Origin of the sequence: Heyndrickxia acidiproducens DSM 23148, from assembly GCF_000374345.1 — a bacterium.
Classification (GTDB): Bacteria; Bacillota; Bacilli; order Bacillales; family Bacillaceae_C; genus Weizmannia; species Weizmannia acidiproducens.
Genome location: NZ_KB893993.1, coordinates 33,832 through 55,675 on the forward strand (window position 1 = coordinate 33,832; position 21,844 = coordinate 55,675).

Below are 21,844 nucleotides of genomic sequence, written 5' to 3' on the forward strand. Positions count from 1 at the left end.
AATGGATTAAACGCAGGTAAGGAGGCAGTTCTCCGGCAGACCAATTAATAAAAAGCAGCATCATCCCCCTCTAACACACGAAAAAAGAATGCATCCAGCTCTTGCACCATTTCGCGAGACGCCTTTACGCCTTCCATAGACGCCGCAAAATCCTGCAAACGTGCAACTTCGCGGTCCAAAAAAGCAGCCAAGCCGGAAAAATTGTCTGTTTCCGAATCCTGCGCAGTGCAGCCAGCCCGTTTTCTCTGCGCCAATTCCAGCACCAGTTCCTTGACCTGTACCCCGTCCGCATCCGCAGGCAAACATGCCAGCAGTGCCTCCAGCTCCAGAGGCGGAAATGTCCGGTTGCATTCGATCCAGCGCGCGGCAAGCACAGCTCTTGCCGCATACAAGGCATTTTTCAGTGCTCCCGGATCCTTTAAATTCGCCCAGGCCATATTCAAATAATGAAACAGACATGCCTTCGGAGAAAACAATGCCTGCGCCAAACGCCTGATTTCCTGCATAACACCGGGTTCTTCAGCATAAACCACTTCCGACTGCAGCCACTCAAGCAGCGAAGGGTTGGATTTCCGCAACAAGCGCAGGGATTTGCGCAGATCCCAGCCGGACAGATCCAACCCGTCCTTTAACGCAAATTCGATCGTATCTTTCTTTTCTTCAATCGACAAATACCAGCGCAATGGGTGGACATAGATGAACCGGACATCGTAATCGCTGTGCCGATCTGCAAGCCCAAAGGCCCGGCTGCCGGCTTCACAAGCGAATAAAATTTTCACATCATGCGTTGTCTCTACCGCCTGCAAATTTTGGATCATCCGTTCACGCAAAGCAACAACACCTCACAACTTGCAAATTCACTTTATAGTATAACCATGTCTATCAGAATGGGAGGAAGAATGGAATAGAGTAAACAAAAAGAAGAATCATCCAAGGATGGAAGAAGCGGAGGGTTGTTAAGAAAGTGCGATTTTTATGATCTGCAAAGTGGGGAAAACCCACCTTGCAGACCATTAGGAGTGGTTATTGCCGTTTTTGCGATTCCGCCGCGGCGGTATGTAACTGAAAGTACCGTTGAAAAATAAGGCACAGTTTGATGTCCGCTTGCATTGTTCGATATACGTATATTCTGAGCAGTTGAGTTTCAGTTTCTGATGATTTTTGAATTCTATGAGGAGTCCGTCTGGTGTGAGTTCATGTTGAAGGACATTCGCCAAAAAGATAAACTGGCAGTCAAAGGATAACGGTGACATGGTTGGCGTAGCAATGATGTGAGGTTTCCCAATGATAACAGGCGGTTTGTTATAGCCGAACGTATCTCTGACTGCCCGCGCAGATCCCCAGTAGTCGCACAGGCGCAGGCGTTTACAAGCACCGTCCAGAATATCAAGCTTGTTCTGCTTCGAATAGAACTTCCCTTCGCGATCATAAATCACCGTCTGATATTCAGGGTGGCGGGCAGCAGCTAAAGCATATGTCCCGCTGTTTACCAAATAATTTTGAATCTCTTTCAACAAATTCATCCTCCCTTTTTATAAAACAAAAGTATTTCATAAGCTGAGTGAAAGTGCGCATATAAGCCAAATGTCCTAAAACAATGGCCCTCGATGCCCTTCATTCATCTTATTTACAATCTATTATACACAAAATCTGCGAAAAGAAAAGCATAAAATGACAATTTTCCCATTATTTATTAAAAAAATAATATTCCATTTAATCCTAAGCCGTTTTTCCTCACGAATCCCCATAAACAAACAAACCGATGCAATAATCAACACCTTTTCTTAAAAATGTTCAAGCTTTCTCCGTGAAAATTTAAAATTTCCCCGCGGAAACTTCAAAATAGGCGATTCGCTCTCCGCCCTATACCGCGCTATCGTAAAAACAACCCGGGAATAAAGGAAAAGCGCGCTTTCCAAAAGGGGAACCACATGGAAAGTTTTGAGCAAATACTCGAGCAGTACCGTCCGATGATCCATCACATGATCCGGAAACTGAACATTTACAAAAATCAGGAAGAATTTGAACAGATCGGCCTGATCGCACTTTGGGAAGCTTACGAAAATAGACAGGAAGAGAAGGGGTCGTTTACAAGCTATGCGTATATCACAATCCGCGGCAAAATGCTGAAGGCTCTGTCGAAAGCACGGCGGACAGAGGATACGTTCGTATATCCGAAAGAGGAGTTTTGGAACGGGGAAACCGACCCCGACCTGCGCCCGCCGCTGGAACTTGAAACGCTGCTCGCCTACTGCGATGGCTTAACCGAAAATGAAACAAAATGGGTCGTCGGCACCTTTTACAACCAGCTGAAAATCAGTGAAATCGCCGAAAGAGAAGGCAAGTCGATCAGTGCTGTTAAAAAATGGCGGCAGGGGGCACTTGCCAAACTGAGAATGCGCAACCATTAAAAAAAGCGTGCGGTCTACCACCGCACGCCTTTCTGCTAGTCTGCGATAAAATAATCACGCAAGTACTCGTACCAAACCTGCTCACCTTTTGCACTCGGTGCGGTCTGCTCTTCGCCCGAGAAAACAACATACGATTTAAATGCATCGCTGTCGGGATCCGGCCAGTTTTTCCAATGGTCGAGATAATCATAGCCTTCCATTTTCGAGAAGGTTTTCAGCTGCTCCACCTGATCTGGATAGTTCGTTGCCTGGTAAAGCGGATAGGAAGGCTGGATCAGGATAACGGCCTTGCCCCAAGCGTTCACCGCTGTCTTAATATCATCAAACTCGTTTTCCATAGCCACTTGCCCGTTATCATTCAAAATAAACGGCTCAAACAGCACCATGTCCGGCGCAAAGTCAGCCACCTCCTGATGCTTCTCTTCACGGATAAACTCGTCAGAATTCAGATTGTAGGGGTACAGTGCAACGCTGATGTGGCTGCCATATGCATCTTTCAAAGCCTTCTTCAAATCGGCCCCCCAGCCATTTGAAGACGAACCCATTGCCTGCGAACCGACAATCGCAATTTTATACGTCTTATTCTGCTTCAGTGCCGTCTTAAATTCAGACCGTGCTTTCTTTGGCCAGTTGGCGGTGTAGTCCTCCAGTTTCGCATCCGGTTCAGCAGCATTTGTCTTCGCTTCTTTCTCTTTAGGCGTACTTACTGTTTTTGCCGGCGCAGTTGTGGAAGCATCTGCGGGAGTACTGTTGAAATGCTCTACACTGGTCTTATGGTTCCAATACAGATTCCCGCCCAGCAGCACAACAATCGTTGCAAGAACGGAAATCAGCATCATGAAAAATTTCATATCATCAAAACCTCCAAACAAAAAAATAGAAAACGAAACAAGACATAACTATTCAAATTATGACAAAAAAATCCATGTTCCACAACAAAAAATGCATCAAACACATGCATTTGTCCGATAATTGCCTTCTTTTACATTGCCTTCATCGTTTCGATACAGAACTTTTATCCCGTCCTAACAAATTCGTAAAGCCAGTACAGTAAAATGATCCTTGTCAAATCATATGACAAGGAAAATCAAGGGAAATCATGTAATGCTATTTTATTAGACAGGTTTTTATGTTTTAATACTACATGTAACAAAAAAATGATAAATATGACATTTGTCCGTAAATATTAAGAAAAATATGGTATAATGAAAAATGATTTTTTTATCCTATGATTATTCTACTATTATTTATTGTAATAATGCCGTCGATTTAAGGAGGAAAACATGGAAGAAACAATTAGTTTAAAAGATTTAATGCAGGTATTGCGCAAGCGAATGATGATGATAACGTTGATTGCGCTGGCAGCTATGGTTGTAACAGCTGTTATCAGCTATTTTGTGATCACGCCGGTATATGAATCTTCTACACAGATTCTCGTCAACAAAGCAAGTGATGACCAGTCATTATATACGGCAAACGAAGTCCAAACAAATGTGCAATTGGTCAATACATACAATGTCATTATCAAAAGCCCTGCTATTTTGGATAAAGTCATCAAAGACCTGAAGTTAGATATGACGACGGATGAATTGAACGAAAAACTGACCATAAGCAGTGAACAAAATTCGCAAGTCTTTACGTTATCGGTCAAGGATACGGATCCTTATATGGCAGCGAAGATTGCCAATAAAATCGGCGATGTGTTTAAAAGGCAGATTAAAAGCATTATGAAGGTCGATAATGTCACCGTGATTTCAAAAGCACAAGTTCCACAAGTCCCTGTACAGCCAAAACCATTACTTAATATTGCGATTGCTTTGGTCGTTGGGTTAATGGTTGGTGTCGCGGTTGCCTTCCTGCTCGAATACCTGGATAACACCATTAAGGATGAGCAGGATATTGAAAACATTTTGGAATTGCCTGTTCTCGGCGTGATCGGCCAGATTGACGACCAGGAACTGGCATCATCCCATCGTTCAGGAAAAAAAACAAAGAGAAAGGTTGAGACGATTGGCGCCTAAGAAACATAAGACACACAATACAAGAAGAAAACTCATTTCAAAACTAAATCCGATGTCGCCAATCTCCGAACAATTCCGGACGATCCGAACGAATATCAGCTTTGCTTCCGTAGACAAAGAAATGCGGTTGTTAATGGTGACGTCAAGCGGACCCGGAGAAGGGAAATCAACCGTGCTTGCGAACTTAGCAGTCGTCTTTGCTCAGCAAGGGAAAAAGGTACTGCTCATCGATGCGGACTTGCGCCGCCCAACGGCTCACTATACTTTTGGGTTGACCAATACATTTGGTTTGACAACTGTACTGACAAAACAAGGCAGCTTGAATGAGACAATTTCAAAAACGGAGGTTGAAAATTTGCACGTCCTCCCGAGCGGACCAATCCCGCCCAATCCGGCCGAACTTTTAAGTTCACGGATGATGACAGAGCTTTTGAAGAAAGCAAAAGAAGACTACCATGTCGTTTTGCTAGACACGCCGCCGGTGCTTGCGGTTACGGATGCACAGGTCTTAACCAATCAGTGCGATGGCACGATTCTCGTGGTCTCAAGCGGGAAAGCGGAAGTGGAAGAAGTAAAAAAGACAAAAGACCTGCTTTTAAGTGCCAACTCCAATTTGCTGGGAGTCGTCCTGAATAACCGGAAAACCCAGCATACGCATTATTATTATTACGGAAAAGAATAAACCATTTTCCAAAATGATATTTCATCTTTTGTAGAAAAATGGTAAAATAGGACTATTAAAATCTAATAGGAACATATTTGGTCTATTTCGGTCTAGATTGTTATTTAATTTCAATAAAGACTATACTGAATGTTTGGAGGGGTTTGTATGATTGATATCCACTGCCATATCCTTCCCGGCATAGATGATGGGGCACAAAATCTATACGATAGTCTGGATATGGCGAAACAAGCTGTATCCCAGGGGATTGATACGATCATTGCAACCCCCCACCATATGAACGGCCGCTATGAAAACCGGAAAGCGGATATTATGGAAAAAGTGCAGGAACTAAATAAGAGATTAACAGAAGAACAAATTGACCTCACAATTCTTCCCGGCCAAGAAAACCGAATTTTCGGCGAAATCTTAGAAGGCTATGAAAAAGGCGAAATCCAAACTTTGGCAGATTCTTCTTATGTCTTTATCGAGTTTCCGACAGGCCATGTCCCGCATTATGCGGAGACCTTGCTTTATGATCTGCAGGTAAAAGGATTGATGCCGATCATTGTCCATCCGGAAAGAAACAGCGAACTGATGCAAAACCCCGACCGTCTTTATGAAATGGTCAATTCGGGAACCGCAACGCAAATTACCGCCGCCAGTTTAACAGGAGCGTTCGGCAAGAAAATTAAAAAGTTCGGCGAGCAGCTGATCGAAGCCAACTTAACCCATTTCTTAGCTTCAGATGCCCATAATGTAAAGAACCGTGCTTTTAAAATGGAAGAAGCAGTTGAAGAAGTCGAAAAGAAATACGGAACAGATATGCTATACTTTTTTACGGAAAATGCCGAGCTACTCGTAAATGGCCAGAATATATACAGAGAAGTGCCGCAGCCCATTAAGCAAAAAAAATTGTTCGGGCTTTTTTAATCAAAAGTGTCTTACTTACAAAGCAAGTTTCTCATTTGGTTCATTCTTATGTAATATTTTGGACATGTCTCCAATCCGATATCACGGGAGGCACTCGGTCATGCTGTGGGTGTTCAGTAATTTCACCTTAGACGCCAGTCGCCAAGAGTATGATGTGAGGACGGGTTAGATGCCCTATTTTATTACCCAAGAAACAAAAGTTGAAACACATTAAAAAAAAATTAGCAGGTCATATGATAGATGATACAACAAAAATTTTAAAGATTGGTTAAAATAAGGGGGTTTTAACGTGAAAAAAGTAAGAAAAGCAATTATTCCCGCAGCTGGTTTAGGGACAAGATTCTTGCCTGCTACAAAAGCGATGCCAAAAGAAATGCTGCCAATTGTCGATAAGCCAACGATCCAATACATCGTTGAAGAAGCCGTTGAATCAGGCATTGAAGATATTATTATTGTTACCGGAAAAGGAAAAAGAGCGATTGAGGACCATTTTGATAATGCTTGGGAACTGGAACAAAATCTTGCCGAAAAAGGCAAGTTCGACCTCTTAGATAAAGTCCGCTATTCTTCTAATTTAGCCAATATCCACTATATCCGACAGAAAGAACCTCTTGGGCTGGGACATGCTGTATGGTGTGCACGTAATTTTATTGGGGACGAGCCATTTGCGGTTCTGCTTGGTGATGATATCGTGCAGAATGACCCGCCATGTTTAAAACAACTCATTGATCAATATGAACTCACACATTCCTCGATTATCGGTGTGCAGGAAGTGCCAGAAGATGAAACCCACCGTTATGGGATCATTGCCCCTGCATCACAAAATGGACGTAGTTATCAAGTAGAAAAGTTTGTTGAGAAACCAGAACAGGGGACGGCACCTTCTAATCTTGCAATTATAGGACGCTATCTGCTAACTCCAGGAATATTTATGTTTTTGGATAAACAAGAAAAAGGTGCCGGCGGAGAGATACAGTTGACCGACGCGATTCAGCAATTGAATCAGATTCAGAGAGTGTTTGCTTATCAGTTTGAAGGAAAAAGATTTGATGTTGGGGAGAAGTTAGGGTTTATCCAATCCCAAATTGAAATGGCCTTAAAAGATGAGACAATTAGTAGTGATCTATTAGATCTAATGAGAGGAATTGTTAGAAAAACTTGTGTAGATGCACTGGAATCAAAATAGGGGGAATGTGTAATGGCTGAATCCAGTTATGCTACTAGTTCAGTTGTAAATAAAGCTACTTTAGTAAAGGCTAAAAGGATCGAATTACATGAGAAGAAGTCCTATACTATATTAAAAAGATGTATGGATATTATTGGAGCAAGTCTAGGAATTATATGTTTATTATGGCTATTATTAATCGTTGCTATACTAATAAAGATTGAAGATCCGAGAGGTCCCATTTTTTTTAAGCAAATTCGAGTTGGAAAAAATGGTAAGAAATTTTATATGTATAAATTTCGCTCAATGGTTACAAATGCTGAAGAGCAATTAAAAGATCTCTTAAGATTCAACGAAATTGAAGGTGCCATGTTTAAATTAAAGGATGATCCCAGAGTAACTAAGATAGGTAAATATATTAGGAAAACCAGTATTGACGAACTGCCACAATTGTGGAATGTATTGAAGGGTGATATGAGTTTAGTAGGTCCAAGGCCTCCACTTCCTAGAGAAGTTAAAGAATATACGGAGTATGATATTCAAAGGTTATTCGTTACGCCAGGTTGCACTGGCTTATGGCAAGTAAGTGGAAGAAACAATATCAGCTTTAAAGATATGGTTGAGTTAGATTTGAAGTATATAAAGGAAAGGTCAATTTATAATGATATTAAAATTATTGTAAAAACAGTAGTAATTATGTTTAATTCAAAAGGCGCCTATTAAATAAGTTTTATTATTGGGGGTATATCGTGAATTTAATCTCTACTTCTTCAGTTGATGTCGTTATTGTAACCTATGGTAATAGATGGGATTTTTTAAAACGTGTATTAGACAGAGTTTCTGAATTGGGCGAAGTAAATAAAATTATCTTAATTGATAATGGAACAAGTTATTCATTAGGTGATAATATAAAGAAGTTTAGAAACATAATATTATACTCATTTGAAAGAAATGAGGGCTCTGCTAAAGGTTTTTACCGAGGAATAGAGTTAGCATTACATGAAGATGGTCAGTATGTCTGGTTATTAGATGATGATAATTTACCTAATAAAAATGCATTATATAGTTTAAGGACAGCTCAATATCATTTAAAAAATGAGGATAAAAAATTTTTGTTGAGTTCATTTCGGAATGATAGAAAGGAATTAATAGAGAACAAAGGTCAAAAGTTCTACAAAAACTCTTTTTTTGAATTTCACATTAAGAAAAAGTTAATTAAGAAGATACCTGAGCGATTGAATGAAAATAATCTTATAAAATGCGAAGCAGTTCCATATGGAGGTTTGCTACTTGATAAGAGCCTAATAAGCGAAAAAGATTTGCCAAACCAAGAATATTATCTATATTGTGACGACATTGATTTCACTTATAGGTTCACATTAAAAGGGTATGATATATATTGTGTTACAGATAGTGTTATTGTAGATTTAGAAAGTTCTTGGTATAGAAAAGAGAAAGTGCCAATGTTTAAAGGAATTTTTAAAACTAATGACCTTATAAGAGGGCTGTACTCCATAAGAAATAGGGTTTATTTTGAAAAAAAGTTTATAGCGTCCTCAAAATTAGCATACATCACTAATATATTTATATATATGGCCTTTGTTTGGTTAAAGTATATGCCTAAAACAAAGAAGGGCTTTTTGAAATTCTATAGAATTTGTAATGCGATTGGTCAGGGGTGGAGAGGTAAGCTAGGAAGGGACATACAATAGTAATATTGTGGAATGAAACTTAATTTAATATAATTGTTATACATTAGGAGATTTACAATGAGAAAAATAAAGGAATACGGTTTTTTTTATATTATTATCTCTCTAATAAAAATATTTATAGCTTATATTCTTTACTTAATAGGCCCCAAAAAGTCAAAAAAGAAAATTGTTTTACTGGGAGAGCACCTAGGTAAAAAATACGAAGACAATGCAGCAGTGTTTCATAAATATCTTGTCGATAAAGCTAATAATAAATATGATTCTTATTGGTTATACGATGACAAAATAATTGATCCATGTTTGAAGGAAATAAAAAACGCGGTAGTATTAGGAAGTGTTTTTAATTACTATTTGTTTTTTAAATCAAATTATGTAATATACACTCATTCTCTTTCGCTTGATGTTGCACCATTTATAAATAAGCTTCTTTTTTTGAATAATAAAACAAAAATAATTTATGTTAGCCATGGGGTCGAAGGTTTTAAAAAAGTACTTAATAACAAAAATGCCAGAAATCTTTTAAAAGAATGTCATTATATAAATTGTTTATCAAGATATGAATATCAAATAAAGCATAATGATTGGCACATTCCAGATTCTAAGCTTTTTATAACTGGAATGCCTCGTTTGGATAATCTAATTAATAAAGAAAGTTATGAAAGACAAAAATCAATTCTTTTCTTTCCAACTTGGAGAGAATGGTTAATTACTAAAAATACAAATGATTTATTACAGAGCAGTTATTACAGAAATATTATTATGCTAACAAAAAATCAGCATATCAAAAAATTACTATCAGAAAAAAACATAGAATTAAAGATTGTCCTCCACCCTTTTATGGAAAAGTACTTTAATACAAGTTGGAGTAGTAATGTACAGTTATTTAATTTAAATGATTTTGCAGATAAAAATATTCAACAAGAACTAATAGGCGCTGATATTTTAATTACTGATTATTCGAGTGTTGCTTGGGACTTTTATTATATGAACAAGCCCATTATATTTTTTCATTTTGATCAATGTGAATATGAAAAGAAAAGGGGCTCCTACTTAAATCTTGATACTGATATATTTGGATACAAGGCTAAAAATATACAGGAAATTTCAACAACATTAAATTATATACTAGACAACAATATAACAAAAAACTCTTTTTACTCCAAGATACATAATTATTTTGATTTTGTTGATGATAAAAATTGTTATAGATTATATAAAACTCTAGAAATGCTAAATAACTAAATTTGGGATGGTAAGTTTTATTACAAATAAACTAGGAGAGTTTTGAGAATGAAACATGTTTTTATTATAGGCTCAAAAGGAATACCCGCAAATTACGGAGGGTTTGAAACATTTGTAGAAAACATAACTAAGAAAAGAGTAAATGAAAGTATTTATTACCACATTTCTTGTATGTCTGATAATAATAATGAGTTCATTTACAATAGTGCAAGATGCTTTAACGTTAAGACTCCTAATATTGGAAGTGCAAAAGCTATCTTATACGATATACTTAGCTTGAAAAGATGCATTGAATACATTAGGTTAAATAACCTAAAGGATTGTATTATATATATATTAGCATGTAGAATCGGACCATTTATTTCAAAATATAAAAGACAACTTAAAAAACTTGGAGTAAATATTTTTGTGAATCCTGATGGACATGAATGGAGAAGGAGTAAGTGGAACTCTGCGGTAAAAAAGTATTGGAAGTTATCTGAACAATTGATGGTGAAAAATGCTGATCTAATTATTTGTGATTCAAAAGGTATAGAATCTTATATACAGAAGGAATATCATAAATATAATCCTCTGACCCTCTTTATAGCATATGGTGCTGATGTTGGAAAATCCAATATTGAGAATAATGATTTAAGTTTAAAAAGGTGGTATGAAAAATATCGTATAACTCCATATAATTATTATTTAATTGTTGGCAGATTTGTGCCTGAAAATAACTATGAATTAATAATTAAAGAATTTATGAATTCAAATACAAAAAAAGATCTAGTAATAATTTCAAATGTGGAGGAAAATGATTTTTACTCAAAGTTGCTTAAAGAAACTCATTTTAAGGAAGATGACAGAGTTAAATTTGTTGGTACAGTTTATCAAAAAGAGCTATTGAAGAAAATTCGTGAGCAGGCCTTTGCTTATATACATGGCCATGAGGTTGGTGGTACAAACCCTTCTTTACTTGAAGCATTAGCCTCTACACAAATTAATATTTTATTAAATGTTGTCTTTAATAGGGAGGTTGCTGAAAGTGGAGCTATTTACTTTTCAAAAAAATCAAATGATTTGGCACAGTTAATAGATAAAACTGAAAAATTATCGCATGAGGAAATAGATAATTTAAATAATGGCGCTAAATTACGTATTTTAGAAGAATATTCATGGAAAAAAATAATTAAACAATATGAAGATCTGTTTTTACATGTATAGCGGCAGTACAGGAATCAGAGAAGTAAAATCTAATTTCTAATTTATTTGTGTTGTTTTTTGAGGGATGAATTTTGAATCATAAAATATTGCAGTTTTTTAAAAATCTTTCTTATACCTTACTTTCAAATTTAATTTCTTTAGTAATATCGACAACTGTCATCCTGGTGATTCCTAAATTAATTGGTGTTACAGAATATGGTTATTGGCAGTTATACCTATTTTACTCCTCATACGTTGGTTTCTTGCATTTTGGATGGAATGATGGAGTGTATTTAAGATATGGCGGAGAGAAATATGGAAATTTAAATAAAAAACTATTTTTTTCTCAATTTTGGATGCTAGTAGTCTTTCAATTTTTACTTGCATTAACTATATTTTTAATTTCAAATATACTTTCTAATTCTGATAAAATATTTATAATCCAAATGGTTTCATTTTGTATGTTTATTGTAAATATTAGGTGTTTTTTAATATATATATTACAATGTACAAATAGAGTAAAGGAATACGCGATAATCACTATGATGGAGAGAATATTATATATTTTATTAATTTTGATTCTTATTGCGGGTGGAATTAACAATTATAAAATAATGATTATTGCTGATATAATTGGAAAATTAATTTCTTTATTTTATTCTATTTATTGCTGTAAAGATATTGTTTTAAATAAAATAAAAAATTTCAGTTTAGATATACGCGAAGCACTTACTAATATAAATGTTGGAATTAAATTAATGTTCTCCAATATAGCTAATATGCTTATTATTGGAATTGTTAGGCTTGGAATTGAGCATGAGTGGGATGTAAAGACATTTGGTAAAATATCATTAACTTTATCTATTTCTAATATGCTTATGATCTTTGTTAGTGCTGTAGGAATTATTATGTTTCCAGTTTTACGAAGAACTGAAAATAGCAGGCTTACCTATATTTATAAAACAGTTCGTCCACCGTTCTCTGCTGTATTGTTTTTTTTATTAATTTTATACTATCCAATGGATATTGCACTAAATTTTTGGCTACCAATATATTCAGATAGTCTAAAATATATGATTATATTGTTTCCTATGTGTGTATATGAAGGTAAAATGTCGTTACTTATAAATACTTATTTAAAAACGTTAAGAAAAGAAAAGATAATATTAATAATTAATCTTTTTACAGTTTTGTTAAGCATAGTATTAACTACTCTATTTATATTTTTATTTAGGAGTCTAACTTTGATTGTTATAGCAATTGTTATTTTGCTTGCTTTTAGAAGTGTGTTAGCAGAAATATTTTTATCAAAAATGCTTGAGATTAATTTGGTTAGAACGTTATTGCAAGAAATATTTTTAACGTTTATATATATATATACGGGTTGGTTTTTAAGCCCACTGGTATCTTTTGCAATCTATTTGGTCTCTTATACAGTCTATTTGATTGTAAATAAAAAGGAAATATTTACTTCTATTAAGGATTTCAAAATTATACTTTCACAAAAATAAAGTCGATAATATTTTTTCAAAAAAATAATTGAGAAAGGATTTTTATTTTGAATGTTTTACATTATTCTCTTGGTTTACCCCCCTATAGAAGTGGAGGATTGACTAAATATTCTATTGATTTAATGTTAAGTCAACAAAATAACGGTGATAGGGTTATTCTCTTTTTTCCAGGGCATTATTCTTTAAAAAAGACTACTCGACTTCAATATTTTTGCAGGTACCATGGTATTGATGTATTCGAGATTGTTAACCCCTTGCCGGTTCCTTTGCTCGGTGGTGTATGTGAGCCAGAAAGGTTTATGAATATGGTTAATCCTAAAAATGTTTATGAAATTTTTTTAAAAAAGATATGTCCTGATATAATTCATATTCATACATTAATGGGGTTACATAAAGAGTTTTTTCTTGCAGCCAAAAGTTTAGGGATAAAAGTTGTTTTTACAACTCATGATTACTATGGATTAGATACCCATGTTAATCTCTTAGATAACAATGGCATGAAGTATTTGGGATTCAAAGATGTAGAAAAATGTGCAATATCGAATCAGAGTGCATATAGTATGTGGCGGATTTTTATTATGCAGACCCGATCGTATAGATTCTTAAAAAGTACAAAAACATTTACGTTAATAAAAAAGTTTAAGAGGAAGTGGACTTTCAAAGAAAATAACAATTTTTCTAATGATACACTTATTAATAAACAAAAGTTAAAGAAATATAAGGATTTAGGTGAGTATTATACCGATATATTTAGTTATATCGATTTATTTCATTTTAATAGTAGTATTGCTAAACAAGTTTATGAAAAGTTTATAAAAGTTCAGGGAAAAGTCATACCGATAACACATGGTGGAATAAAAGACCAAAGAAGGATTAAATCATACGATAAAAAAGATTTATTAAAAATTTCATTTTTGGGTGATTTAGACGAATATAAGGGTTTTTCTTTTTTAAAAGATACTCTTAATATCCTGTTGAAAAAAAATCAAACTCGCTGGGTATTGAATGTATATGGTAATTCCTATGAAGTTCCTTTGACTAGTTTAGAAAGTGATTTTATTAATTTTAAAGGTCGATATAGCTATAATGATTTATCTTCGATATTTGAAAATACTGATGTTTTAATTGTTCCGAGTATATGGAAGGAAACATTTGGTTTTATAGGATTGGAAGCATTGTCTTTTGGGGTTCCAATTGTAATTTCAAATAACGTGGGATGTAAAGATATAATTATTGATGGCAAAACTGGTATTGTATTTAACGAAAATACAACTGAATTGGCTAATGTTATTGAAAATTTAATTGAAAATAGAACTATACTATGTGAATTAAACAAAAATATTTGTAGATCAAATATATCCAATTTTTTTATTAAAAATCACGCTGAGAATATTAAATCATTATATGAGTGTACATATAATAATTTATAGTTTGGGAGAAAAAAATGAAGATTGTGATATTGTTTTTTTTGTACGTAATCCTATATATTTTTTTTCGGTTTATTTTAAAGCAAAAGGATAAAAATATTAATTTAATTTTGGTGTTACTTCTATTTTGTTTAAGTTTTAACCTATCAATTAGCTATAATCAATATCTTCAAGGAGAAATTTTACATATTACTTTTCATAGTGTCTTTATAGCTTTGATTGTGTGTTTATTATTTTCGTTTAATAAACAATCGTTGAAATTTGGATTAGAGACAATATATTTAATTGTAGCCATAATGAATTTTGTTATTGAATACCATTTTAAAATTTTTGATTATGTTAACTTTATGAAAATTGTAATGACATTAATTAGTGTACTTATAATTATTATGATTTATAACAGCATATCTAATATCAATATAAATAAAATATTTTACTCTCTTAATTATGTTGCTATTTTTAACTCAATTCTAGGTATAGCACAGTTTATCACTGGTAAACAATTACTATTAGGTAGTTTTAACTCTCCTATTCTATATACAGAAGGTGCTGTTGATACTAATAGGGCTGTAGGTATTGCTGCATCTAATAACTCAGGAGGAAATTTTGGAGCTTTAATTTTTGGCATTATATTGTACAACTGTTTTTCAAGGAATAGAAGTAAATTAAGTTGGATTGCTTTATTTTTAACATTAATTTTTTCTGCTCTTACTCTTACACGAATTGGGTTTGTTGGAATAATCTTTGAAATATTAATTTTCTACCTTGCATACTCTCCCATGAATAGAAAAGAACAGAAGCTAAAGCTGATTAGTGGTTATATTGGCTTGTTAATAATAATAATTTTACTAGCATTTTTTAGAAACAGTATTTATAATAAGCTTTTTATTGAAAGAGGAGATACTTCGTCGAGTAGATTTATCCAATATGAAAGGGTTTATAATTATATATTAAATAATAAATTATTATTTGGTATTGGAGATGGACAATATCGTAATTACATGTATTCTACTCATCATATTTTAGATTTGCAAATACATTCTCAGTATTTAAATATTCTTGCAGAGCAAGGCTTAATTCTTTTTCTGTTATATGTTCTATTTAATATATTTATTTTTGTACGTATTTTGCTGTCAAAAAAAATAAACAGGAATTTAAAAGTTTTATCTATAATGATTTTTACCGCTAATTTCATCTGTTCTAATGTTAATCCTAATCAATATTACTATCTTAATAATGTTTTATATTACTTAATAATGTTTGGAATATACTTCTATAGTAAACAAAAAAATACTACGTAGCTATTATCAAGTATTAAGTTAATAATTTATTAATTTTGGTTATTTAAAATAATTTAATTTGAAAGGTGAGTATAATGAAAGGAATTATTTTAGCTGGAGGGAGCGGTACGCGTCTATATCCGTTAACAAGAGTGACAAGCAAACAACTTTTACCAATCTATGACAAACCAATGATTTACTATCCGCTTTCCACATTAATGTTAGCTGGTATTAAGGATATCTTAATCATTTCTACAAAAGAAGACATACCAAGATTTGAAAACTTATTAGGAGATGGTTCCCAATTTGGCATATCACTACAGTATAAGATTCAGCCAAGCCCAGATGGTTTAGCCCAGGCATTTATCTTAGGCGATGAATTTATTGGCAATGATTCAGTTGCCATGATATTGGGTGACAATATTTATTACGGCAATGGAATGCGAAGAGCTTTACAAAGAGCCTCACAAAAACAAAGGGGTGCGACTGTATTTGGGTATCATGTTCAAGATCCGGAAAGATTTGGCGTGGTTGAATTTGATCGTAATGGAAAAGTACTTAGTGTAGAAGAAAAGCCTGAGCAGCCAAAATCTAATTATGCCATTACAGGATTATATTTTTATGATAATCGAGTTGTCGAAATTGCAAAAGGAATTAAACCATCTGCACGCGGCGAGTTGGAAATCACTTCTATTAACGAAGCGTATTTAAAATTAGGCGAGTTGGATGTAGAATTGTTAGGTAGGGGTTATACTTGGCTGGATACCGGGACGCATGAAAGCTTGGTGGAAGCAACCAACTTTGTAAAAACGGTAGAGGAACATCAAGGAATCAAAGTTTCCGCTCCTGAAGAAATTGCTTATGTCAACGGCTGGATTAAAAAAGAGCAATTAATTGAAAGTGCCTCTAAATTAAGCAAAACAGGATATGGAAAGTATTTATTGAGAGTTGCAGAAGGCAAAATTAAATATTAAAGAATGGAAGGGATTTGACAATGAAGATTAGCAAAACCAATTTAGAAGGCGTACTTGTAATCGAACCAGCTGTTTTTGGTGACCACCGCGGTTGGTTCATGGAAACCTATAATGAAAAAAATATGGCAGAAGCTGGGGTCAAGCTTAAATTTGTCCAAGATAACCAGTCGTTTTCCGCAACAAAAGGCACGTTACGCGGCCTGCACTATCAAATGAGTCCAAAAGCACAGTCAAAACTTATCCGCTGTACAAGAGGAACAATTTTTGATGTGGCTATAGACATTAGAAAAGGCAGTCCTACATATGGAAAGTGGTACGGTCTCGAGTTAAGCGCTGAAAATAAAAAGCAGCTGTTGATACCAAAAGGTTTTGCACACGGCTTTATGACGTTAACAGATGATGTTGAAGTCCAATATAAAGTTGATGAATTGTACGCACCCGAATGCGACAGAGGAATTAGATGGAATGACCCGACAATTGCAGTCGAATGGCCAATTCATGATATTCAACCTGTGCTTTCTGCCAAAGATGAAAAAGCACCTTTATTGGAAGAAGCAGAAAATAACTTTACATATGGAGAACAATGATGAAAATATTAGTAACAGGATACACTGGCCAGCTCGGCTATGATGTTGTTAAGGAAGGTACGAAACGCGGGCTTGATATGATAGGAATAGGCCAGAAAGAGCTAGATATTACAAAAGAAAAAGACGTTCAGACATTTATTCAAGAATTGAAGCCGGATGCCATTGTCCACTGTGCCGCTTACACGGCCGTGGACCAGGCGGAGGACCAGAAAGAGATTTGCTGGAATGTCAATGTGAATGGAACAAAATATTTGGCAGAAGCAGCTAAAGAAGTTAACGCGAAATTCATGTTTATCAGTACTGACTATGTTTACAAGGGTGAAGGAACCACTCCTTTTGTTGAAACAGACCCGGCAGATCCGATTAATTATTATGGTTATACAAAATATGAGTCAGAAAAAGTTGTCCAATCATTGTTGAATGATCTGTTTATTGTCCGTATTTCCTGGGTCTTCGGTATCAATGGAAAGAACTTTATTAAAACAATGCTAGGACTTGCAGAAACCCATGATGAGTTAAATGTAGTGGGGGATCAAATTGGGTCACCGACATATACATTTGATCTAGCAAAATTATTATTGGATATGATCCAAACAGATAAATATGGAATCTATCAAGCGACAAATGAAGGATTTTGCAGCTGGGCTGAATTTGCGGAGGAAATCTTTAAACAATCTGGTAAACAAGTGAAAGTGAATGCCATTACAACAGAAGAATACCCTACTAAAGCTGTCCGCCCCAAAAACTCCAGAATGTCGAAACAGAAGTTAGTTGACAATGGATTTAAACCGTTACGTCCTTGGAAAGAGGCCTTAGCACATTATCTTAATGAACTGAAAATTGAGGTGTAAAGAATGTCAAATAAAAAAGTGTTGGTAACCGGTGGGGCAGGATTTATCGGTGGTAACTTTGTTCAGTATATGGTCAATAAATACCCTGAATATGATATCTATAATTTGGATCTATTAACCTATGCCGGTGATTTAACTAAACACAGCGAAATTGAAAACAAGGAAAACTACCATTTTATCAAAGCAGATATTGCAGACCGCAATACCATTCTGCCTCTTTTTGAAAAAGAAAAATTTGATTATGTGGTCCATTTTGCGGCGGAAAGCCATGTGGATCGGTCCATTACCGAGCCGGAAATTTTTGTGCGGACGAATGTATTAGGTACACAAGTATTACTGGATGCTGCTAAGCAAATCGGAATTAAAAAATTTGTCCATGTTTCGACAGATGAGGTTTACGGAGAATTGGACTTTGATCCGACTACTTTCTTCACGGAAAAAACACCATTGCAGCCAAACAGCCCATACAGCGCTAGCAAAGCGTCTTCAGATTTATTGGTCCGGGCTTATCATGAAACATTTAATCTCCCAATTAATATTACACGTTGTTCCAATAACTATGGCCCGTATCATTTCCCTGAAAAACTCATTCCATTGACCATTTCAAGGGTATTAAATAACCAAAAGGTACCGGTATACGGCAATGGTGGTAATATCCGTGACTGGCTTCACGTTCTGGACCACTGTGCAGCTATTGACCTTGTCCTGCACCAAGGCGAAATTGGTGAAGTTTATAACGTAGGCGGCCACAATGAACGGACAAACCTGGAAGTCGTTAAGACGATTATCAGAACGCTGGGCAAATCAGAAGATCTTATTGAGTTTGTAAAAGACCGCTTAGGCCATGATAAACGCTATGCCATCGATCCAACAAAACTGGAAAAGTTGGGTTGGAAACCTACTTACACTTTCGAAACAGGTATTGCTCAGACGATTCAATGGTATTTGGATCATAAAGATTGGTGGGAACGGATTATCAGCGGGGAGTATCAGGAGTATTTTGAAAAGCAGTATTCGCTTATTGAAAAATAGAATCAAGTTAAAATTGAAATAGTTTGAAATTAGCGGGATTATTAATAGCTTTCTTATACAAAAATGTATAAGAAGGCTTTTTTCTTTATCGAAAACACAAAATTTGTTGCCTGGTTACTTGTCACGCTTCATCAGTAGTGGCTGTGCATCCGTGCTCAAATATGTGCGCTTCGCGGAAACTGAGTATGGTATCCGAAGCCGGCATCATTTTTGGCCATCTTTGGAGCGCCGTAGGCGTCCTAATTGGGCACTCCGGTAAAATGCTTTTTTGTTTGGCCGGCCATAATGAGCGTCAAGACTTTCACTAGTATAGATAATTAATCAGGGTTTCACGGTGGCCAAAGTGCTGGGTCCACCTTAAACCGTTATGTCGGAAAAACCACAGTGGGGAATAAGAGCGATTATCGGTATATGGAGGTGAAGTGATTAAAAAGCGGTCCTAAAGGGGCCACTTTTTCTATAAAGAAAGCCTAAAAGCTATTTTATGTCCCTGATTCCTAAAAAGGCTAAACCATGCTATAATTTAAAAAAAATGCATCCTAAATTCTGCATCGGTAGCTAAAGGTAATAATAACTTTCCCATGTAATTATAGAGGTGATAAAAGTCAATGGGAACGTATATAGAATCTATCCACAATCATGCGATACATAGTTTGATTTGGGGTGCCTGTCACCACCCGAAATTTGTCGAATTTTGTAGAATAAGAGAGTCATCACTTTGAAGAGAACGGTTGACTCTCTTATTTTTATTGCATTGCTCTTTCAAATAACTATATGGCCATCTTGCGGAAGAAGCAAAGTGAAGATCTATCTGTTGCACATTATTGAACCTACTTTTAAACCAGTAACTGAAGCGTACTTAATTCCGGGTTGTTACTGACGCCCCAAAATGGCGGGAAATTGACGGTGTTATTTGTCCGAAATTGACGGAATTGTTGTCAATTAAGGGGGAAGCCAGTTTGCGCTTTATTGTGGTTTCCCCTATGAGTTTAATACTAAAACTTGAAACACCGAAATATATTCTCAACCCTTGTTCTACAACATGGTTTGGGTGCCTGTCACCACCCGAAATTTGTCGAGTTTTGTAGAATAAGAGAGTCATCACTTTGATGAGAATGATTGATTCTCTTATTTTTATTGCTTTGCTCTTACAAATAACTATACTGGCCAGCTCGCGGGAGAAGCAAAATGGAGATTTATTTATTGCACCATTCTTGAACCTACTTTTAAAACAGTAACTGAAGTATACTTAATTCCGGTACCTCGGCCACCCGGAATTTGTAGGTTGGGAGGGGTGCTGTTTATTGGAGGATAGTTGGCTCTTTGGGCATTTTTTGGTTTAGATCGTTTTTATTAAATTTCTTTCAAGAAGAATCTGTCTCATAATCCGGCAAAACACATTGATAGGTTCACAAAGTTCCCAGCACCCGATCTTTAACTCTCTCACGGATACATCAGGCAGCCCGATAATGGATATTGCCTTATTTATCTCATGATATTCCGGAGACGGCTGCATTTCTTATGGTTTGGGTGCCTGTCACCACCCGAAATTTGTCGAGTTTTGTAGAATGAGAGAGTCATCGCTTTGAAGAGAAGACTCTCTTATTTTTATTGCTTTGCTCTTTTAAGTTTGGGGTGCCTGTCACGTCGACAGTGGCCTGCATAATATTGTTCGGAACATCTGCATAATTTGCAATTAACTATGTCTTAGGGGATCATCAGAAGCCACCGTAACTGAATGATGGGTTGTTGTGTATTGATTTTTCTTGGAATCCCTTGGCTGTAAACGAGCACATTATTCCAGTAACCTTTTTTCAAATTAATTCAGGTACACTTCCGGGATAATGTGCTTATTTTATTTCCGTTGTTCCAGAATGTGAAGATTTCCTTCAAATTATTCCAGCCAAAAGTTCAAGAAAAAAGCTCCATCAAGGAGCTTCTGAGATTAAAAAATAGGTAAGCGTAAAATAATACCCACCTATGTTTGTAGGTGGGCGTGTCTTATACTGTATTTAAGCTTTTTTGCTAGGTACTCGACAATTATCTGGAAGGGTTGCTGACCGAGGCAATAATTGGTCTAGCTGATCGGTATCTTCCGTATCCATATTGGGGAGTTTTTCAAACAAATAGGTAAGGTAATTAAACGGTTGTAATCCGTTTTCCTTTGCCGTTTCCACGATGCTGTAAATAATGGCACTTGATTGAGCCCCTCGTGCTGTGTTGGCGAATAAAAAGTTTTTTCTGCCGATAACGAATGGCTTAATAGACCGCTCGCTCCGATTGTTATCAATTTCCAATCTTCCATCCTCTAAAAAAACCTCTAAACGATCCCATTGGTTACGGCAGTATTTAATCGCTTGCCCTAATGCACTTTTTGGCAACACTTTCGGTGTTTGCTCACGAAGCCATGCTGAAAAAGCATCCAACACGGGTTGACTGCGTTCTATACGGGCCTTATAACGTTCTTCCGCAGTGACATCTTTTAAGTCACGCTCAATTTAGTTCCGGGTGCCTGTTGTTTCTGACATCCAAAAATAACCGAAAGTTGACGCTATTGCCTGTCCGGAATTTGACGAGTATAATGTCCTCGTACTTATTCTGGAGAAAGGAAAAGGACATTCCCCATGATGTATAACTGTACCATCAGCTATACGGGGAATGTCCCACCAAAAATAACGATTATAGTTATTATATCAGATTATAAGCTAATTGAAAATACTCAACTTGGGGTTTTTGGTTACGGGTGCGGAAAAAGTACCTTCCCCTTGTTGTGGTAAACATATGAAGGTTATTGGGACAAGAGATCGAAAAGCCATTGATAGATCTGGAAAGAAGCATATTTATAATATCAG

Annotated in this window: 19 protein-coding genes and 1 pseudogene; 16 read left to right on the plus strand and 4 right to left on the minus strand. The window is 35.7% G+C overall.

All coding sequences use genetic code 11. The features are described from left to right. Nucleotides 1-44 precede the first annotated feature (44 nt). Both C232_RS0108550 and C232_RS0108555 read right to left on the minus strand, forming a co-directional pair. A complete protein-coding gene (locus tag C232_RS0108550; RefSeq protein ID WP_018663336.1) occupies nt 45-830 on the minus strand; it encodes a nucleotidyltransferase domain-containing protein in 786 nt (261 codons plus the stop codon). A 183-nt stretch (nt 831-1,013) separates the two neighbouring features. Further along, entirely contained in the window at nt 1,014-1,514 is a 501-nt protein-coding gene (locus C232_RS0108555) for a competence protein ComK (RefSeq protein WP_026314535.1), read from the minus strand. Between the two features lie 417 nt (nt 1,515-1,931). Between C232_RS0108555 and C232_RS0108560 the strand changes: the two genes are divergently transcribed. Further along, entirely contained in the window at nt 1,932-2,411 is a 480-nt protein-coding gene (locus C232_RS0108560) for a sigma-70 family RNA polymerase sigma factor (protein ID WP_018663341.1), read from the plus strand. Between the two features lie 35 nt (nt 2,412-2,446). Here the strand turns inward: C232_RS0108560 and C232_RS0108565 are convergent, their stop codons facing one another. Further along, nucleotides 2,447-3,262, minus strand: a complete 816-nt coding sequence (locus C232_RS0108565) for a hypothetical protein (protein WP_018663343.1) — start codon at nt 3,260-3,262, stop codon at nt 2,447-2,449. 432 nt (nt 3,263-3,694) lie between these two features. Here C232_RS0108565 and C232_RS0108570 point away from each other — a divergent pair, with 432 nt between their 5' ends. The 15 genes from C232_RS0108570 to rfbB all read left to right on the plus strand — a co-directional run bounded on the left by C232_RS0108570 (nt 3,695) and on the right by rfbB (nt 18,992). Then, complete coding sequence (locus C232_RS0108570) at nt 3,695-4,432, plus strand: YveK family protein (RefSeq protein WP_018663345.1); 738 nt, start codon at nt 3,695-3,697, stop codon at nt 4,430-4,432. Then, complete coding sequence (locus tag C232_RS0108575; RefSeq protein ID WP_018663348.1) at nt 4,422-5,114, plus strand: CpsD/CapB family tyrosine-protein kinase; 693 nt, start codon at nt 4,422-4,424, stop codon at nt 5,112-5,114. The genes C232_RS0108570 and C232_RS0108575 overlap by 11 nt, the downstream gene beginning before the upstream one ends. A gap of 147 nt (nt 5,115-5,261) precedes the next feature. Then, entirely contained in the window at nt 5,262-6,026 is a 765-nt protein-coding gene (locus C232_RS0108580; RefSeq protein ID WP_018663350.1) for a tyrosine-protein phosphatase, read from the plus strand. A 289-nt stretch (nt 6,027-6,315) separates the two neighbouring features. Continuing rightward, complete coding sequence (gene galU, locus C232_RS0108585; RefSeq protein WP_018663352.1) at nt 6,316-7,212, plus strand: UTP--glucose-1-phosphate uridylyltransferase GalU; 897 nt, start codon at nt 6,316-6,318, stop codon at nt 7,210-7,212. 12 nt (nt 7,213-7,224) lie between these two features. Continuing rightward, nucleotides 7,225-7,914 (plus strand): sugar transferase, encoded by a 690-nt coding sequence (locus C232_RS0108590; RefSeq protein WP_018663354.1) that lies wholly within the window; start codon nt 7,225-7,227, stop codon nt 7,912-7,914. Nucleotides 7,915-7,940: 26 nt separating this feature from the next. Further along, nucleotides 7,941-8,903, plus strand: coding sequence for a glycosyltransferase (locus C232_RS0108595; RefSeq protein WP_018663356.1), 963 nt, complete (start codon nt 7,941-7,943; stop codon nt 8,901-8,903). 57 nt (nt 8,904-8,960) lie between these two features. Continuing rightward, nucleotides 8,961-10,145, plus strand: a complete 1,185-nt coding sequence (locus C232_RS0108600; protein ID WP_018663358.1) for a CDP-glycerol glycerophosphotransferase family protein — start codon at nt 8,961-8,963, stop codon at nt 10,143-10,145. A gap of 48 nt (nt 10,146-10,193) precedes the next feature. Then, nucleotides 10,194-11,351: a beta 1-4 rhamnosyltransferase Cps2T gene (gene cps2T / locus C232_RS0108605; protein ID WP_018663360.1), complete on the plus strand. Its 1,158-nt coding sequence runs from the start codon at nt 10,194-10,196 to the stop codon at nt 11,349-11,351. 71 nt (nt 11,352-11,422) lie between these two features. After that, nucleotides 11,423-12,841, plus strand: a complete 1,419-nt coding sequence (locus tag C232_RS0108610) for an MATE family efflux transporter (RefSeq protein WP_018663362.1) — start codon at nt 11,423-11,425, stop codon at nt 12,839-12,841. Between the two features lie 47 nt (nt 12,842-12,888). Then, a complete protein-coding gene (locus tag C232_RS0108615) occupies nt 12,889-14,271 on the plus strand; it encodes a glycosyltransferase (RefSeq protein WP_026314537.1) in 1,383 nt (460 codons plus the stop codon). A gap of 14 nt (nt 14,272-14,285) precedes the next feature. Further along, complete coding sequence (locus C232_RS0108620) at nt 14,286-15,569, plus strand: O-antigen ligase family protein (protein ID WP_018663366.1); 1,284 nt, start codon at nt 14,286-14,288, stop codon at nt 15,567-15,569. Between the two features lie 74 nt (nt 15,570-15,643). Beyond that, a complete protein-coding gene (rfbA, locus tag C232_RS0108625; RefSeq protein WP_018663368.1) occupies nt 15,644-16,522 on the plus strand; it encodes a glucose-1-phosphate thymidylyltransferase RfbA in 879 nt (292 codons plus the stop codon). A 20-nt stretch (nt 16,523-16,542) separates the two neighbouring features. Then, nucleotides 16,543-17,109: a dTDP-4-dehydrorhamnose 3,5-epimerase gene (gene rfbC, locus C232_RS0108630; protein WP_018663370.1), complete on the plus strand. Its 567-nt coding sequence runs from the start codon at nt 16,543-16,545 to the stop codon at nt 17,107-17,109. After that, nucleotides 17,109-17,960 (plus strand): dTDP-4-dehydrorhamnose reductase, encoded by an 852-nt coding sequence (rfbD, locus tag C232_RS0108635; protein ID WP_018663374.1) that lies wholly within the window; start codon nt 17,109-17,111, stop codon nt 17,958-17,960. The genes rfbC and rfbD overlap by 1 nt, the downstream gene beginning before the upstream one ends. A gap of 3 nt (nt 17,961-17,963) precedes the next feature. Beyond that, on the plus strand, nt 17,964-18,992 hold the full coding sequence (rfbB, locus tag C232_RS0108640; protein WP_018663377.1) for a dTDP-glucose 4,6-dehydratase: 1,029 nt from the start codon (nt 17,964-17,966) through the stop codon (nt 18,990-18,992). A 2,012-nt stretch (nt 18,993-21,004) separates the two neighbouring features. Here rfbB and C232_RS18505 read toward each other — a convergent pair. Beyond that, a pseudogene (locus C232_RS18505) lies at nt 21,005-21,490 on the minus strand (IS66 family transposase); the annotation flags it as partial. Nucleotides 21,491-21,844: the final 354 nt, after the last annotated feature.